We start from the raw sequence: 15,156 nt of genomic DNA, 5'->3' as shown, positions 1-15,156 counted from the left end.
TCGGCTGCGGCCGAGCCGAGGATACGGGCAGGGTGCGCCCCGCGTCGCTCCGGATCACGCGCCGCTGTCCATAAAACGCAGGATTCCTGCAGCGCGCACCTAGTACGCACCCTGGTCGCCGACCCGCCGGACCTGCGTGTCTTATGCCGCCCGCAGTGTCTGCGAGGGCGACTCCCCGAAACGCGCCCGGTAGCGCTGCGCGAACCGGCCCAGGTGCGCGAACCCCCACTGATAGGCCACGTCGGAGACCCTCACCGTGCCGGGCGCGGCGACCCGCAGCTGCAGGCGGACCTGCTGCAGCCGGACTTCTTGGACATACGCCATGGGGGACAGGCCGACATGACGGCGGAACGCCTCCTGCAGGGTGCGCAGGCCGACTTGGGCGATCTCGGCGAGCCGGGCGGCGTCGTAGGGCTCGGCGGGGTTCTCCCGTACGACGTCCATGACGCGTTTGACCGCCGCGGGCCGCATGGTGGGCGGGGGAGCGTCCAGGGCCTCGCGGTACTGGTGGTCGGCGGCGAGCAGCAGTCCTTCCAGCAGGGTCTGCTCCAACCGCCGGGCGATGATGGGCTGTTGGAGCAGCCCGTGCGGGACGTCCTTCTCCCACAGGCTCCACCGCGCCAGGCGCGCCCAGCTCCGCCCCGGCCCCCGAGCGATGTCCATGGACGGCGCGAACCGCACCCGCCGGTGCACCGGCCGGCCGAGCAGGCTCTCCAACTGCCGGTGCAGGGCGAGTTTGTCGGCGCGTACGGCGATGGCGTGGCATTCGCGGCCCCAGTCGACGGAGGCGCTGCCCACCGGGTCGAAGCAGGTGGCTCTGTCGGCGGTGGCCAGTACGGTCGTCGCCTCACGCCCGTACGACACCGCGTAGCCGGCGCGCTTGGCCCAGGTGACGATGTACGCGCCGGCATCCTCGAAGTCGAACCGCAGATCGATGCCGTAGGAGATCTCGCTGACACTCACCGAGCCCAGGTCGATGAGTTCCAGGCTGGTGCGGAGGTCCTCGGCCGCTCCGATCATCCGGAAGCGCACGTCGGCGTAGTGGCGCGCGATCGCCAGGCGGGTCTCCTCCGCCGTGCGCAGGAGATACCGGATGGACACGATTTTCTGACCCTGGTCCGTAGGCACGCCGACGCCCCCTGGTGCGACCTGAATCCCCATTCAGGATGACACCGAGCCGCGCACCCGAGTACTCGCATGCGAAAACCGTCCTCTGCGGACGGGCCGGCTGCTATGATCGACACAAGATTTGAACACGTTCAAATAGCGCGACAGGGGGAGCGGGCGGCACGTGCGCCCTGTTCAACCCTGTTCAAGTCAGGGGGAGTTCATGTCCGAGGCAACTGAGGCAACTGAGACGACTGAGACAACCGGGACAACCGGGGCCGCCGCGCCCGACCGCGACGCACCCGCCGCAGCCCTCGGCCCCACGGCCCTCGTCCTGGGCCTTGTCGCCGCCACGGGGGCATGGCCCGGCCTCGTGCTCGCCACGCTGCCGTGGTCGATCATCGCCGGGGGCCTCGCTGTCACCTTCGGCGTCGCCGGCATCCATTACGCCCGCCTGGGCATCGGCCGTATGTGGACCGCCGTCGCGGGAGCGGCGCTAGGGGTCACCGGCCTCGTCGGCGTCGCCACGCTGTTCGCCCTGATCTCCGCGTAGTTCTGCGCCTGGCAGTGTGAGCAGCAGCAACACGACCGGGATCACGACTCCGACGCCCAGCACACCGACAAGAAGATTCGCCTCGGTGGCGGACGTATGCGCCACGGCATGAGAACGGAAATGCAGGTGGATGAGGAAGTGCGCGAGGGACCACACCGCGTACGAGGCCAGGGCGGTACGGACGAAGACCGGGGTCATGACGACAGCGGCGGCGCCGAGAGGTACCGCCGCGGCCAGATTCATCGCGCCGTAGTCGAGCATCAGGTGCGGGTTGTAGGCCATGCCCATGTTGACCCATGACCAACTGAAGAACCCCGCGGGCGAGATGAGGATGTAGGCACCCAGGGCGAAGGAGGCCAGCGCGAAGAAGGCGAGCCCGCCTCGCACCCAGACGGCCTTCGCGCCACTCATCCGCCCCGTGCGTCCGTATCGTCCATACCGTTGTCGTCTCACACACCTACGACCGGCGGGGCGCCGGAAGTGTGACAGGCACCCGATGACGGTGCGGACGTCAGCCGTTCAAGGGCTTGATGAAATGGAAGGCCCCGATGGTCAGGCCTTCGCGCATGTAGAAGCGGTGGGCCTGGACGCGCTGCGTACCGGAGTCCAGCCTGAGGGCATTGCAGCCCCCCTCGCGGGCGCGCTCTTCGACGTGACCCAGCAGCGCACGACCGACCCCGCCGGAGCGTACGGCCGCGGAGACGACGAGGTCGTCGACATACATCGTCCTCCCCTGGACGGTGGTGACGACAACATGCCAGCCGATCACGCCCAGACAGCTGCCGTCATCACCGAAGGCCGCGGTGTACTGCAGCCCGGTCCCGCGCCCCTCCTCGTACAGCGCGCGGAACTCTTCCGCCGTCAGGTGAGGGCGGAGTTCCTGCAGCACCGGGAACACGGCCTCGAGGCGGGGGTCGGCGGGGTCGATATCGACGATCTTCACTCTGAAATTATACGAATTGGGACATAAGGCGGGCTCAGTCTTTCAGCCCTGCTCATGGCTGACGCGGCGGACCAGGTAGGCGCGCTGTTCGGACACTGTGCCCCGGCAGGGTTCGAACCTGCGACACCCGCTTCAAGAGCGAGGTTGGATCATGCGGCGGCTGACCTGAGTGTTCGCGGCTTGCACGGATCTCCTTCGAGCTGCCCACCGACCCTCGGTGTTCCCCGTGGCTCCCCGCTCGATCTGGCACGGATGTGGCACGGCCCCTTCTGGTCCGTAGCTTCAGAGAGAACGGTCGATCCCGGTCATGCCGACCGAAGTTGAGCTGATGATGACCACCGCCGGACGGGAGAAGGCGCTGGGGTTGTACTTCCCTGCTGTACCGCCAAGGTCCGGAATCGACTGTCAGTGGGGACGAGTACTCTTGGCGGCGCGTGGTCGGCACCGGGGTATCCAACTCTGTAATGCAGCTGCATCCCTGGTCTGCCTGGGGGTGGTCCGGTATCCAGTCCGCGGCCTAACCGGCGACGCAGGCTCTGTTGATGGCCAAGAGTGAGACCTGGCAGCGCCGACCACGCACCTCGGAGGCATCGGTACGCGGGCGGCGTAGCGGCTTTGGGCTGCAAGCTGATGGCGAGTCGGGCAGTGTGTGGCCCCGCCCGTTGAAGCACGACGCTGGGCAGATGCAGGCTCCCGATCCGCCGTTGACCGGACTGCCGCTGCGAGTGGCGAACGAGCTGAGTGACGACGGGGAACTCCTCGACACCGCTGTCATCAACCTGCCCGGCGGCGGCCGCGCTGTCGTCGTGGTGAAGGCCGGGCTGCAAGCGACGCCTGAAGAGATTGAGGAGTCGCTGAAAGCCTGGCGTGCCACGGAGCCGGACTTGCAGGAGCTGGCGGCGCACGGCGACGAGTAGTCAGCCGGCGTTCCGAGACCAGTAACGCGAAGAGGCTCGCTCCGAACAGGGGGCGGGCCTCTTCGCGTTGCCGGGACTTCGGGGGCTGACCTGCGGGTTCTCGAAGATCGCTTAGGAGGTATTTAGGAGACCAACTCCCGTAGTGGGAGCGTATTCAGCACGTAGGCACCGCGTGGCCAGAGTGCACGCCCCGCACATGGGAGGAGCCCCGGACCCTGCATGGCCTGCAGTTTCCGGGGCTCCTGCCCTGACCAATCCAGTGCCCCCGGCAGGATTCGAACCTGCGACACCCGCTTTAGGAGAGCGGTGCTCTATCCCCTGAGCTACGAAGGCAAGGCGTGCTCGTCAGTGTAGCGGGTGGGGGTGGGGGCGGATCAGGGGTTGTGGATCAGGGGGTGGGGTGGTGTCAGGAGCGGGTTACGCGGACGCGGTACGTGTCGTCCGTGGCCGAGACGACGCTGATGCGGATGTCCTTGTCCGGGTCGACGAAGCTCTGGCCGGGGACGTAGGTGGCGTCGGAGAGTTCGGCGTGGACGTTGGGGCGGCGGGTGCAGCCGCCGGAGTCGCGGGTGGAGTCGGAGACGGTGACCGGGCCGTGGCCGGTGTCGACGTCGGCGTCCACGCGGTAGATGAGGACGCCGGGCTTGCAGACCGCGTCGTCGTTGCCCCCGCGGGTGCGGACCTCCACGGCGTAGCCCGTCTGCTCGTCGAGGGGGATGAAGGCCAGCTTCGTGCCGCCCGGCGTCGCGAGGGGGCCGAGGAGGTGGTCCGTCGTTCCGGGGTCGGACGCGCAGCTGATCTGGTCGTCGTCGAGCCAGCCCAGCTTCCACTTGTGCCAGCCCAGCAGGTCGTTGTTGGCGCCCCAGTCCTCGCTCATGATGTCCCAGTGGCCGACGGCCCCGCCGCCGTCCGAGGTGTAGAGGTCGGGCAGGCCGAAGACATGGCCGTTCTCGTGGGGCAGTACGCGAAAGCCGGTCTCGCGGTAGGAGCCCGAGCCGTCGTCCTGGCGGCTGTAGACGAAGGACGCGTTGGAGACGGGCACACCGTCGGCGACCGGGGCCTCGTGGTTGCCGGCGAAGGTGACGGAGAGAACCGTGTCGAGGGCCGAAGGGCCGGCGTTCGGGGTGATCAGGATATTGACCAGGTCGTACGTGCTGAAGTCCACCTCGGGGTCGGCCTTCTCGACGATGTCCTGGACGAGCTCGCGGTAGCCGGGGTCGAAGGGGGCGCCGCGCTCTATGCCGTACGAGGAGAAGGGGCGCGGCATCCGCAGCCAGTCCTTGACCGGTGCGTGCGGCTGGTAGTCCATGCGCCCGTAGGAAGCGGTGCGGAACCATTCCTGGGTCTGCGGGAAGAACTCCCCGAGCCGGTCGGTGGCGCGGCCCTCGCCGGGGGCGTCCGAGAAGTCGATCATCAGGTTCAGGGCACGGACGGGGCCGGTGGAGCGGGCGTAGCCGGGCGGTGTGGGCACGCCCTCCGACATCTGGACGCCCATCGTGCCGCTGATCATGCAGGGGCCGAGCGCCGTGGAGCGGGCCAGTGCGGCGGGTCCGGCCGTCTGCGGGCCGGTGCTCAGCCGTCCGGTGCTGGCCGTCGCGGTCACCGCGAGCACCAGGGCCGCCAGGGCGGCGAGCAGGGGGCTGCGTCGTGGCCTGCATATCCAGCGCCTTGACAGCTGCATGCGCCCGCCTTTCGGTCCGCGGCAGCCGGCTGTCCTGGCTGCGCCCTTGACGATCACCCTGTGCCGGGGTGTGCGCGGGCGCTCGCTGAGTGCGACCGATCAGGGGTATTTCCGTGAGGGCGGTGTGAGGCGGGTCACACCGGGGCGCGAAATAACCGGGGACGGTCTCCCCGTTTGCATGGGTGTCCTCGTGAAGCGGGGACGGATTCCCCGCATCGGTCAGGGGGTCCCCAAGACACCAGCCGCCCAAGGAGTGCCGCCGTGGATACCGCCACCGCACCGCAGCAGCGCCGCGTGCCCCGCCCGCGGGCCGACGCCCTGCGCAACCGGGAGCGGATCGTCACCGCCGCGCGCGAGATGTTCGTGGAGTCGGGCCCCGAGGTGCCGCTCGACGAGATCGCCCGCCGCGCCGGCGTCGGCAACGCCACGCTCTACCGGCACTTCGCCGACCGCTCCGAGCTGATCCGTGAGGTCGTCTGCTCGGTGATGGACCGCACCTCGGAGCGTGCCGAGGAGGCGCTCGCCGGGGAGGCCGACGCCTTCGCCGCCCTTCGCCGCTTCGTGCACGCCGCCGCCGACGAGCGGATCGGCGCCCTGTGCCCGATGCTCTCCGGCGCCTTCGACAAGGACCACCCCGATCTGGACGAGGCCAGGCTGCGCCTGGAGCGGCAGGTCGAGGAGGTGATGGAGCGGGCGCGCGCCGCCGGGCAGTTGCGCACCGACATCGCCGTCGGTGATCTGCTCGTCGCGCTCTCCCAGCTCACCAGGCCCCTGCCGGGCAGCGGGTGCGTGAACTTCGACCAGTTCGTGCACCGGCATCTGCAGCTGTTCCTCGACGGACTGCAGACCCCCGCCCGCTCCGAACTCCCGGGCAGCGCAGCCACGTTGGAGGATCTCCGTCAGCCCCGGTCCGCATGACCACGGTTCCGCGGCCGACCACGGCTCCACAGTCGACCGCAACCGGCGTCAGTTGACCTCAACTTTGCTTGAGGTTGCACGCTCTTCTCAGTAGCGCCAGCCCATTACCGGGCGCCGTTACCGAGCAGCTTCGCCCGATCGCCCGTTCCGTTACCGATTTCTCAGCACAAGAGTCCCGAGGTGGGTACCTCCATGTCCGAAAAAGCACCGTCCATATCTGGAAAGAGCGGCATTCCCGATACCGCCGCCGCCCTTGCCGGCCCTGACCCCAAGCGCTGGAAAGCGCTCGTCTTCATCGCGATCGCCCAGCTGATGGTCGTACTCGACGCGACCATCGTGAATATCGCGCTGCCCTCCGCCCAGCAGGACCTGGGCATCTCCGACGGCAACCGGCAGTGGGTCATCACGGCCTACGCCCTGGCCTTCGGTGGTCTGCTGCTCTTCGGCGGCCGGATCGCGGACCTGTGGGGCCGTAAGCGCACCTTTGTCACCGGTCTGATCGGCTTCGCCGCCGCGTCCGCGCTCGGCGGTGCCGCGACCGGCGAGGCCATGATGCTCGGCGCCCGCGCCCTGCAGGGTGTGTTCGGCGCACTGCTCGCGCCCGCCGCGCTCTCGCTGCTCGCGGTGATGTTCACCGACGCCAAGGAGCGCGCCAAGGCCTTCGGTATCTACGGTGCGATCGCCGGCGGCGGTGGCGCCGTCGGCCTGATCCTCGGCGGCTTCCTCACCGAGTACCTGGACTGGCGCTGGACGTTCTTCGTGAACATCCCGTTCGCGATCGTCGCCGCCGTGGGCGCGTACTTCGTGATCCGTGACCCGGCCGGCAGCCGTAACCGCTCGTCGCTCGACGTCCCCGGCGTGGTGCTCTCCACCCTCGGTCTGGTGGCGCTCGTCTACGGCTTCACGCGCGCCGAGTCCGAGGGCTGGTCCGACTCCATGACCATCGGCATGTTCATCGCCTCGGTGGTGCTGCTCGCCGCGTTCATCCTCACCGAGTCCCGGGTCAAGGCGCCGCTGCTGCCGCTGCGCGTGCTGACCGACCGCAACCGCGGCGGCGTCTACCTGTCGCTCGGTCTCGCCGTCATCGCGATGTTCGGCCTGTTCCTGTTCCTGACGTACTACCTGCAGATCGTGAAGGGCTACTCGCCGGTGCAGACCGGCTTCGCCTTCCTGCCGATGATCGTCGGCATGATCACGGGCTCGACGCAGATCGGCGCCCGCCTGATGACCCGCGTTCCGCCGCGGCTCCTGATGGGTCCGGGCTTCCTGGTCGCCGCGACCGGCATGCTGCTCCTCACCCAGCTGGAGATCGGCACGTCGTACGCGGGTCTGATCCTGCCCGCGCAGCTGCTGCTCGGTCTCGGCATGGGTACGGCGTTCATGCCCGCCATGTCCCTGGCCACCCACGGCGTCGAGCCGCGGGACGCCGGTGTCGCCTCCGCGATGGTCAACACCTCGCAGCAGGTGGGCGGCGCGATCGGTACTGCCCTGCTCAACACCATCGCCGCGTCCGCCACCACGGCGTACATCACCGCGCACGCCGCGGAGGCCACCACTCCGGCCGCGCAGAAGCTGCTGCAGGCGCAGGCCATGGTGGACGGCTACACCAGCGCCATCTGGTGGGCGGTCGGCATCCTGGTGGTCTCCGCCGGTATCGCCCTGACCTTCATCACCACCGGTCACCAGGGCGGCGGCACCCCGGCCGCAGAGGGCGACACGGCCGGCGCCGCGGAGGAGGTGCGGATCCCGGTGGTCGCCCACTGACCCGCACGACGCCTCTGGCTCTCAACTGAGCCCGGGCGCCCCGGCTCTCACCTGAGCCAGGGCAGATCGGCACCCGCCTCTCTCGGCTGCAGTCCCTCGGCGATGATCCGCATGATCTCGCCGAGGGACTGCTGCTGTTCCGGGGTGAGCCGGTCGAACATGGCCTGGCGTACGGCGGCGACATGCCCCGGCGCGGACTGCCTGAGCACCTCGTATCCCTCGTCGGTGAGGATCGCGTTCTGGCCGCGCTTGTCGGAGCGGCAGTCCTCGCGGCGTACCCAGCCGTGCTGTTCGAGCCTGGCGACGGCGTGCGAGAGCCGGGACCGGGTGATCTTCGCGTGCTTCGCCAGCTCCGTCATCCGCAGCCGCCGCCGCGGCGCCTGCGAGAGCTGGACGAGCAGGCCGTAGTAGACGTGCGGCATCTTGGCGTCGCGCTGCAGCTGCCGGTCCAGATGGTCCTCGAGGAGCGTGGTGGCGTGCAGATAGGCCCGCCAGGTGCGCTGTTCCTCGTCGTCGAGCCAGCGCGGTTCCTCGTTGTGCTTCGTCATACATCTACTGTACGGAGGCTGTTCTTGAAGGTTCAATGACTAGGTTTCCGGCCAGCGCCGGCCCCGTTCCGGCGTGAGGCCGCGGACTCGAGGCGTCAGGCCGCGGACCCGAGGTAGTCAGGCCGGGGGCCCGAGGTGTCAGGCCGTGGGCCCGAGCCGCTTCTCGTACCAGGCCACGTCCCAGTACCGCCCGAACTTACGGCCCACTTCGCCGTACGTCCCCACGTGGCCGAAGCCGAAGCGCTCGTGCAGGCGGACCGAGGCTTCGTTGGGCAGGGCGATACCCGCGTACGCGCGATGGACGTCCTCGGTGGCGAGTGCCTCGAAGAGTGCCTTGTAGAGCTGGGTGCCGATGCCGCGGCCGCCCGCGTCCGGAGCGAGGTAAACAGAGACCTCCACCGACGTCTCGTACGCCGCCTTCGGCCGGAACGCGCTGCTGGTTGCGTAGCCCAGAATGCGGGAACCCGGGATCTCCTGGGCAACCAGCAGGCGGTGCCGGCCGTCTTCAGGGTGGGAGCGCAGCCACGGAAGGCGTTCCCCGGGCGCGAAGGGCACCGTGTCGAATGTGACGGCCGTCTCACGGACGTAGTGGTTGTAGAGCTCTGTGAGGGGCCCGAGATCCTTCTCGACACCCGGCCTGACCTGCGCCTCTGTCGCCCCGTACGGCATCCTGCCTCCCTCGGAGCCGCACAGGGTACTGCAAGATCACTAAAAATGTTGAGCGGCTTGGGAATTCTGTCCGGATTCCAGTCGTTGTTTCCATCGGATGCAGGGCACCCGGAGGGTGTGCTCTTCGCCACGGAGCTCGTTCCAGCCCCCCAGAGCCCCCGTCAGAACTGCTGACCCACTCATCGCAAGGGAGCACGCATGGCAACCCGTGCCGTCGCCCGTCGTCAGTCCGCCAAGGGGACCACCGACGCGGCAAGCAGTGTTCGCGCCGTAGGCGGCGAGATCGCCGATCGCGACCTGGTCGGCATGTATCTCGACGAGATCGCCCGCACACCCCTGCTCGACGCCGCCCGCGAGGTGGAGCTGTCGCAGATCATCGAGGCGGGGGTGTACGCGCAGAAGATCCTCGACAAGGAGGTCGAGCAGGAGAGCGAGACCGCCAAGGGTGCCACCCGCGAGGAGCTCGAAGCGCTCGTCGCCGACAGTGAGCGCGCCAAGGACGTCTTCATCCGCTCCAACCTCCGGCTCGTCGTCGCGGTCGCCCGCCGCTATCCGCGCAGCGGCCTGCCCCTGCTCGACCTGATCCAGGAGGGGAACGCCGGGCTGGTGCGAGCGGTCGAGAAGTTCGACTACCGCAAGGGCTTCAAGTTCTCCACGTACGCGACCTGGTGGATTCGCCAGGCCATCACCCGCTCCATAGCCGACCAGTCCCGCACCATCCGCCTCCCCGTCCACCTGGTCGAGGAGCTCGGCCGGATCCGCCGGGTCCAGCGCGAGTTCAACCGGGAGAACGGCCGGGACCCGGAGCACACCGAGATCGCCGCCGAGCTCGGCTCCACGCCCGAGCGCGTCGCCGACGTCCTCGACTGGGCCCGCGACCCGGTCTCCCTGAACATGTCGGTGGACGACGAGGGCGACACCCAGTTCGGTGACCTGCTCGAGGACACCTCGGCCGTCTCGCCCGAGCAGTCCGTGCTCACGCTGCTGCGCAGCGAGGAGCTGGAGGACCTGATCGGCCGGCTCGACCACCGCACCGCGTCCATCATCAAGATGCGGTACGGCATCGAGGACGGCCGTGAGCGGACCCTGACCGAGGTCGGCAAGGAGCACGGACTCACGCGTGAGCGCATCCGCCAGATCGAGAAGCACGCGCTGCTCGAACTGAAGCGGCTCGCACGCGACACGGGATTCGACGCGGCCGCGTAAGCCCCGTAGCCCGCGGCCTGTGGTCCACTGTCCGAGTGCGGGCCACCGGCCCCCGTAGACGAGCCCCGGCGCCCACCCCCCCTGGCGCCGGGGCTCTTTCCTTTACCGCTACTACCGCTACTACCGCTACTACCGCTACTACCGCTACTACCGCTACTACCGCTACTACCGCTACTACCGCTACGGCCCTGCGGCCCCCGCGGCCTCTCAGCCCCCGGCCGGTGGTGCGCCCGCCCTGCTCAGCCTGGAGCCCAACTCCCGGACGTGACTGATCAGTTCGGGCGGGCCGTGCACGGTGAAGTCCGTGTCCACCAGGGCGAGGCGCATCGCGAGCCACTCGATCGCGTCCGTCACGGAGGCCCGAAGGCGGCAGCTGCTCCCGTCCACCGCCTCCGGTGTGCCGATCGTCCCCGGCAGCCGCGCGGAGACGTGCGCCGCCGGGGCCGCGAACGTCACGTCGAGGTCGTACGACTGCTGCCCCTGCCAGACCGTGCGCCGCATGAACTCCGCCGCGTCCCCTTCCGGCAGCTCCCGCGGGGTGAACCGCGCACCCGTCGCGAAGGGCTCGTCGACCCGGTCGACCCGGAAGGTGCGCCAGGCGTCCCGCTCCAGGTCGTACGCGACCAGATACCAGCGCCGTCCCGTCGACACGAGACGGTAGGGCTCGACCAGGCGGCGCGACTGTGCGCCGTCGCCCGCGCGGTAGCCGAAGCGGAGCTTCTCCCGGCCCGTCGTGGCCGACGCGAGCACGGTCAGGGTCTCCGGCGCGATGGTCGCGCCGTCCCCGCTGCCGAAGACCAGCGGACTCGTCGCCGCCTGCAGGGCGCCGACCCGGTGCCTGAGGCGGGACGGAAGCACCTGCTCCAGCTTTGCGAGGGCGCGTACGGAAGCCTCCTCGACGCCCTCGACGGCATGCCCGGCGCCGGCCCGCAGGCCCACCGCGATCGCCACCGCCTCCTCGTCGTCGAGGACCAGGGGAGGCATGGCCTTGCCCGCGACCAGGCGGTATCCGCCTTCGGCGCCCATCGTGGCCTGCACCGGATAGCCGAGTTCGCGCAGCCGGTCGATATCGCGCCTGACCGTACGGCGGGAGACACCGAGACGGCCGGCGAGCTCGCCGCCCGGCCACTCGCGCGGGGTCTGGAGCAGAGAGAGCAGCTGCAGCAGTCGTGCCGGGGTGTCCGTCGTCATGGAATCCATCATGGCGGCCAATGAGGACATGACCTGACCTATATGAGGTCTAACTTCCTCTTCATGAAGACCTCCCGGACCTCCAGTACGGCCAGTACGGCCAGTGCGGCCAGTGCGGCCAGTACGTCGCGTACGACATCTGCCCCGGCAAGCGACCGGCGGCGCTGGATCGCCCTCGCGATCGTGATGACCGCGGCGTTCATGGACCTCGTCGACGTCACGATCGTGAACATCGCGCTGCCCTCCATCCAGCGGGACGAAGGCGCCTCGTTCAGCCAGATCCAGTGGATCACCGCGGGCTATGCACTCGCGATGGGCGCCGGTCTCATCACCGGCGGACGGCTCGGTGACATCCACGGCCGTAAGCGGATCTTCCTGATCGGCATAGGGGGATTCACCCTGGCCTCCGCGCTGTGCGGGCTCGCCGTGAACCCGGAAATGCTGGTCGCCTCGCGGATTCTGCAGGGTGCGACCGCCGCCCTGATGGTGCCGCAGGTGCTCTCCATCGTGCACGCGACGTTCCCCGCGCATGAGCGCGGCAAGGTCTTCGGTCTCTTCGGCGCGATCGTCGGACTCGGTGCGGTGTCCGGGCCGATGCTCGGGGCGCTGCTCACCGAGTGGAATCTGTTCGGCCTGGAATGGCGTCCGATCTTTCTGATCAACCTGCCGGTGGGGATCGCCGGACTGCTGCTCGGCCGGAAGTTCATCGCCGAGTCCAAGGCGCCGAAGGCGCTCCGCCTCGACCTGGTGGGCGTGGTCCTCGTCGTCGTGGCGCTGCTCATGCTGCTCTACCCGCTCACGCGCGGGCGCGAGCTGGGCTGGCCGCTGTGGGGGTACGTCCTGATGGGCGGCGCGGTCGTGGTGCTCGCGGCCCTGGTGGCGTACGAGAAGAGGAAGGCACGCAAGGACGGTTCGCCGCTGGTCGAGCTGTCGCTGTTCAAGGTGAAGAGCTTCGCGGCGGGTATCGCGGTGCAGCTCACCTTCGGCCTGGCCTGCGGTGTCTTCTTCCTGGTGTGGACGCTTTACATGCAGGTCGGGCTCGGCTGGAGCCCGCTGCGTGCGGGTGTGACCGGTATTCCGTTCTCGATCGCGGTGTCCGCGGCGGCCGGTGTCTCGGTGCAGAAGCTGGTGCCCCGGTTCGGTCGCAAGGTGCTGCAGGCGGGCGCCCTGCTGATGGCGGCCGGCGTGCTGCTCTACATCTGGGAGGCGGCGCGGTACGGGATGGGCATCTCGTCCTGGCAGATGGTGCTGCCGCTCGTGGTGATGGGCGTGGGGATGGGCCTGATCGTGGCGCCGCTGACCGATGCCGTGCTCTCCGATGTGCCGCGTGAGCACGCGGGTTCCGCCTCCGGACTGATCAACACTGTGATGCAGATGGGCAATGCGCTCGGGCTCGGTCTGGTGTCGGTGGTGTTCTTCGGCGTCATCGACGAGCCGCTCGCGCAGACCGCGATCGGAGCCGCGTACGCGGATGCCTTCGAGCATGCGATGTGGTGGGTCGCGGGTGTGCTCGGGGCGATCTTCGTGCTGATGTTCGCGCTGCCGGGACGCCCGGCGCAGATGGTTCCGGCGGCGGCTTCCGGGCAGACGGCGGCTTCGGATCAGGCGGACGACGACGAGCGGGTGCTCGTCGCCTCCTGACGACGGAGCGCTCCCGACGGCCGGAGCGCTCCCGACGACCTCAGCGCCCCCGACGACCTCAGCGCTCCTGACGACCGGAGCGCTGAGAGGCCCTTAGGTCCCGGTAAGGCGCACCTCTAGGTCCCGGTGACGAGCACCTAGGTCCCGGTAACGCGCGCCGTTACCGGGACCTAAGTCTGTTCATGCCCGTTCCGTGCCCGAACGTGTTTACTTCGCGGAAACCCAGCCGTACTGTGGGCGTGAACCAACAAGCTCGGGCATGGATCGGAGGCAAACCCACATGTACGCACCGGAGCGCCAGCAGGAGATCCTCCGGCTCGCCCGTGACGGCGGCCGGGTCGATGTGCTGTCGCTCGCCGAGGAGTTCCAGGTCACCGCCGAGACCATCAGGCGCGATCTGAAGGCCCTGGACCGGGCCGGGCTCGTCCGCCGTGTGCACGGTGGTGCCATACCGGCCGGACGCCTCGACTTCGAGCCCGACCTCGCAGAGCGCGAGGGCACCGCCGCGGACGAGAAGGACCGGATCGCCCACGCCGCCCTCGCCGAACTGCCCGCCGAGGGCAGCGTCGTACTCGACGCCGGTACGACGGTCGCGCGGCTCGCCGCGGCCCTGCCGCTGGAGTCGGACCTCACCGTCGTCACCCACTCGCTGCCCACCGCGGCCCGGCTCGCCGACCACCCCGGCGTCCAGCTGCATCTCATCGGCGGCCGCGTCCGGCACCGCACCCGCGCCGCCGTCGACGCCTGGGCACTGCGGGCGTACGGCGAGATCCGCGCCGATGTCCTCTTCCTCGCGGCGAACGGCTTCTCGGCCGAGCACGGTCTGACCACCCCCGACCTCGCCGAGGCCGCCGTCAAGCGCGCCGCCGTCGCCGCCGCCCGCCGGGTCGTCCTGCTCGCCGACTCCGCCAAGCACGGCCAGGAGCACTTCGCCCGCTTCGGCGACCTGGCCGATGTGGACCTGCTGATCACCGACAAGGGCCTGAGCACCGAAGACGCCGCCGCCATCGAGCGCGGGGGCACGGAAGTAGTACGCACATGAGCACAAAGGCAACCGCAGGGATGATCCTCACCGTTACCCCGAACCCCTCCCTGGACCGGACCTACGAAGTCCCGTCCCTCGACCGGGGCGAGGTCGTCCGGGCCTCCGGTGACCGGATGGACCCGGGCGGCAAGGGCGTCAACGTCTCCCGGGCCGTGGCCGCGGCCGGGCGCGCCACCGTCGCGGTGCTGCCGCTCGGCGAGACGCCCGGCGCCCTCGTCGCCCAGCTGCTCGGCGAGGAGGGCATCGAGGTCGCCCCGGTGCCCGTCGACGGTGCGACCCGCTCCAACATCTCGGTCGTCGAACCGGACGGCACCCTCACGAAGATCAACGCCGCCGGCCCCGAACTCTCCGCCGCCGAGGCCGAGTCGCTGCTCGCGACCGTCGGCGAACGGTCCGTGGGCGCCGACTGGATCGCCTGCTGCGGCAGCCTGCCGCGCGGCCTCGCACCGTCCTGGTACGCCGAGTTGGTGGCCCGCGCGCACGCGGCCGGCGCCCGGATCGCCCTGGACACCTCGGGCCCGGCACTGCTCGCCGCCCTGCGGGAACGCCCCGATGTCGTCAAGCCCAACGCCGAGGAGCTCGCCGAGGCGGTCGGCCGCCCCCTCGCCACCGTCGGCGACGCCGTCAAGGCCGCCGAAGAGCTGCGCGAGCTGGGCGCACGGGCGGTGCTCGCCTCGCTCGGCGCCGACGGCCAGCTTCTCGTCGACGACGCCGGTACGCACTTCGCGAGCGCCCGCGTCGATGCGGTACGCAGCAACGTCGGCGCCGGCGACGCCTCGCTCGCGGGCTTCCTGATCGCCGGCGGCGACGGCCCCGGCGCGCTCGCCTCGGCCGTGGCGCACGGAGCCGCGGCGGTGCAGCTGCCCGGCAGCGTGATGCCCACGCCCGCCGATCTGGACCCGTTGGCCGTGACCGTCACCGCCGACGTACCCCTGGACCGCGTACTCACGGAGCCCGCGGCATGAACAACTCC

The 15,156-nt window shown here is 69.7% G+C and carries 15 protein-coding genes and 1 tRNA gene; 8 read left to right on the top strand and 8 right to left on the bottom strand.

The annotated features are described in order from the left end of the window. Positions 1-141: 141 nt before the first annotated feature. Complete coding sequence (locus ACFQVC_RS18635) at positions 142-1,128, bottom strand: AraC family transcriptional regulator (protein WP_381831580.1); 987 nt, start codon at positions 1,126-1,128, stop codon at positions 142-144. A gap of 202 nt (positions 1,129-1,330) precedes the next feature. Between ACFQVC_RS18635 and ACFQVC_RS18630 the strand changes: the two genes are divergently transcribed. Further along, positions 1,331-1,660 carry a hypothetical protein gene (locus tag ACFQVC_RS18630; RefSeq protein ID WP_381831579.1) on the top strand — a complete coding sequence of 110 codons (330 nt, stop codon included), beginning with the start codon at positions 1,331-1,333 and terminating at the stop codon, positions 1,658-1,660. Here ACFQVC_RS18630 and ACFQVC_RS18625 read toward each other — a convergent pair. Both ACFQVC_RS18625 and ACFQVC_RS18620 read right to left on the bottom strand, forming a co-directional pair. Further along, complete coding sequence (locus tag ACFQVC_RS18625) at positions 1,604-2,071, bottom strand: hypothetical protein (RefSeq protein WP_381831578.1); 468 nt, start codon at positions 2,069-2,071, stop codon at positions 1,604-1,606. The genes ACFQVC_RS18630 and ACFQVC_RS18625 overlap by 57 nt on opposite strands. A 100-nt stretch (positions 2,072-2,171) precedes the next feature. Beyond that, a complete protein-coding gene (locus ACFQVC_RS18620; RefSeq protein WP_381831577.1) occupies positions 2,172-2,603 on the bottom strand; it encodes a GNAT family N-acetyltransferase in 432 nt (143 codons plus the stop codon). A 683-nt stretch (positions 2,604-3,286) separates the two neighbouring features. Here ACFQVC_RS18620 and ACFQVC_RS18615 point away from each other — a divergent pair. Beyond that, complete coding sequence (locus ACFQVC_RS18615; protein WP_381831576.1) at positions 3,287-3,520, top strand: hypothetical protein; 234 nt, start codon at positions 3,287-3,289, stop codon at positions 3,518-3,520. A 260-nt stretch (positions 3,521-3,780) separates the two neighbouring features. Here the strand turns inward: ACFQVC_RS18615 and ACFQVC_RS18610 are convergent. Both ACFQVC_RS18610 and ACFQVC_RS18605 read right to left on the bottom strand, forming a co-directional pair. Beyond that, positions 3,781-3,853: transfer RNA gene (locus ACFQVC_RS18610), tRNA-Arg, on the bottom strand. A gap of 73 nt (positions 3,854-3,926) precedes the next feature. Continuing rightward, complete coding sequence (locus ACFQVC_RS18605; protein ID WP_381831575.1) at positions 3,927-5,201, bottom strand: M6 family metalloprotease domain-containing protein; 1,275 nt, start codon at positions 5,199-5,201, stop codon at positions 3,927-3,929. Positions 5,202-5,462: 261 nt separating this feature from the next. On the opposite strand from ACFQVC_RS18605, the gene ACFQVC_RS18600 reads away from it, so the two are divergent. Further along, positions 5,463-6,119 carry a TetR/AcrR family transcriptional regulator gene (locus ACFQVC_RS18600; protein WP_381831574.1) on the top strand — a complete coding sequence of 219 codons (657 nt, stop codon included), beginning with the start codon at positions 5,463-5,465 and terminating at the stop codon, positions 6,117-6,119. A 192-nt stretch (positions 6,120-6,311) separates the two neighbouring features. Continuing rightward, positions 6,312-7,883 (top strand): MFS transporter, encoded by a 1,572-nt coding sequence (locus tag ACFQVC_RS18595; RefSeq protein ID WP_381831573.1) that lies wholly within the window; start codon positions 6,312-6,314, stop codon positions 7,881-7,883. 47 nt (positions 7,884-7,930) lie between these two features. On the opposite strand, the gene ACFQVC_RS18590 is transcribed toward ACFQVC_RS18595, so the two are convergent. Then, positions 7,931-8,431, bottom strand: coding sequence for a MarR family winged helix-turn-helix transcriptional regulator (locus ACFQVC_RS18590; protein WP_381831572.1), 501 nt, complete (start codon positions 8,429-8,431; stop codon positions 7,931-7,933). Positions 8,432-8,569: 138 nt separating this feature from the next. Further along, entirely contained in the window at positions 8,570-9,100 is a 531-nt protein-coding gene (locus tag ACFQVC_RS18585) for a GNAT family N-acetyltransferase (RefSeq protein WP_381831571.1), read from the bottom strand. A 198-nt stretch (positions 9,101-9,298) separates the two neighbouring features. Between ACFQVC_RS18585 and ACFQVC_RS18580 the strand changes: the two genes are divergently transcribed. Continuing rightward, entirely contained in the window at positions 9,299-10,306 is a 1,008-nt protein-coding gene (locus ACFQVC_RS18580) for a sigma-70 family RNA polymerase sigma factor (RefSeq protein ID WP_381831570.1), read from the top strand. A gap of 207 nt (positions 10,307-10,513) precedes the next feature. Here the strand turns inward: ACFQVC_RS18580 and ACFQVC_RS18575 are convergent, their stop codons facing one another. Beyond that, complete coding sequence (locus tag ACFQVC_RS18575; protein WP_381831569.1) at positions 10,514-11,497, bottom strand: helix-turn-helix transcriptional regulator; 984 nt, start codon at positions 11,495-11,497, stop codon at positions 10,514-10,516. Between the two features lie 186 nt (positions 11,498-11,683). Between ACFQVC_RS18575 and ACFQVC_RS18570 the strand changes: the two genes are divergently transcribed. The 3 genes from ACFQVC_RS18570 to pfkB all read left to right on the top strand — a co-directional run bounded on the left by ACFQVC_RS18570 (position 11,684) and on the right by pfkB (position 15,148). After that, positions 11,684-13,138 (top strand): MFS transporter, encoded by a 1,455-nt coding sequence (locus ACFQVC_RS18570; RefSeq protein WP_381831780.1) that lies wholly within the window; start codon positions 11,684-11,686, stop codon positions 13,136-13,138. Between the two features lie 280 nt (positions 13,139-13,418). Next, the gene (locus ACFQVC_RS18565; RefSeq protein WP_381831779.1) at positions 13,419-14,180 is read left to right on the top strand and encodes a DeoR/GlpR family DNA-binding transcription regulator; all 762 of its coding nucleotides are present in this window, start codon (positions 13,419-13,421) and stop codon (positions 14,178-14,180) included. Between the two features lie 20 nt (positions 14,181-14,200). Beyond that, positions 14,201-15,148: a 1-phosphofructokinase gene (gene pfkB, locus ACFQVC_RS18560; protein WP_381831778.1), complete on the top strand. Its 948-nt coding sequence runs from the start codon at positions 14,201-14,203 to the stop codon at positions 15,146-15,148. The last annotated feature ends 8 nt before the right edge of the window (positions 15,149-15,156 follow it).

The organism is Streptomyces monticola (assembly GCF_042665355.1).
GTDB lineage: Bacteria > Actinomycetota > Actinomycetes > Streptomycetales > Streptomycetaceae > Streptomyces > Streptomyces monticola.
The sequence above is the reverse complement of the archived record's forward strand: the minus strand, read 5'-3'. Positions and strand labels throughout refer to the sequence as shown.

What these genes read in the sequence shown, in the direction of transcription:
- ACFQVC_RS18615 (WP_381831576.1), top strand. Translation starts at nt 3,287, where the DNA reads ATGCAGGCTCCCGATCCGCCGTTGACCGGACTGCCGCTGCGAGTGGCG.
- ACFQVC_RS18580 (WP_381831570.1), top strand. Translation starts at nt 9,299, where the DNA reads ATGGCAACCCGTGCCGTCGCCCGTCGTCAGTCCGCCAAGGGGACCACC.
- ACFQVC_RS18565 (WP_381831779.1), top strand. Translation starts at nt 13,419, where the DNA reads ATGTACGCACCGGAGCGCCAGCAGGAGATCCTCCGGCTCGCCCGTGAC.
- ACFQVC_RS18570 (WP_381831780.1), top strand. Translation starts at nt 11,684, where the DNA reads ATGACCGCGGCGTTCATGGACCTCGTCGACGTCACGATCGTGAACATC.
- ACFQVC_RS18575 (WP_381831569.1), bottom strand. Translation starts at nt 11,497, where the DNA reads ATGACGACGGACACCCCGGCACGACTGCTGCAGCTGCTCTCTCTGCTC.
- pfkB (WP_381831778.1), top strand. Translation starts at nt 14,201, where the DNA reads ATGATCCTCACCGTTACCCCGAACCCCTCCCTGGACCGGACCTACGAA.
- ACFQVC_RS18585 (WP_381831571.1), bottom strand. Translation starts at nt 9,100, where the DNA reads ATGCCGTACGGGGCGACAGAGGCGCAGGTCAGGCCGGGTGTCGAGAAG.
- ACFQVC_RS18630 (WP_381831579.1), top strand. Translation starts at nt 1,331, where the DNA reads ATGTCCGAGGCAACTGAGGCAACTGAGACGACTGAGACAACCGGGACA.
- ACFQVC_RS18605 (WP_381831575.1), bottom strand. Translation starts at nt 5,201, where the DNA reads ATGCAGCTGTCAAGGCGCTGGATATGCAGGCCACGACGCAGCCCCCTG.
- ACFQVC_RS18595 (WP_381831573.1), top strand. Translation starts at nt 6,312, where the DNA reads ATGTCCGAAAAAGCACCGTCCATATCTGGAAAGAGCGGCATTCCCGAT.
- ACFQVC_RS18590 (WP_381831572.1), bottom strand. Translation starts at nt 8,431, where the DNA reads ATGACGAAGCACAACGAGGAACCGCGCTGGCTCGACGACGAGGAACAG.
- ACFQVC_RS18625 (WP_381831578.1), bottom strand. Translation starts at nt 2,071, where the DNA reads ATGAGTGGCGCGAAGGCCGTCTGGGTGCGAGGCGGGCTCGCCTTCTTC.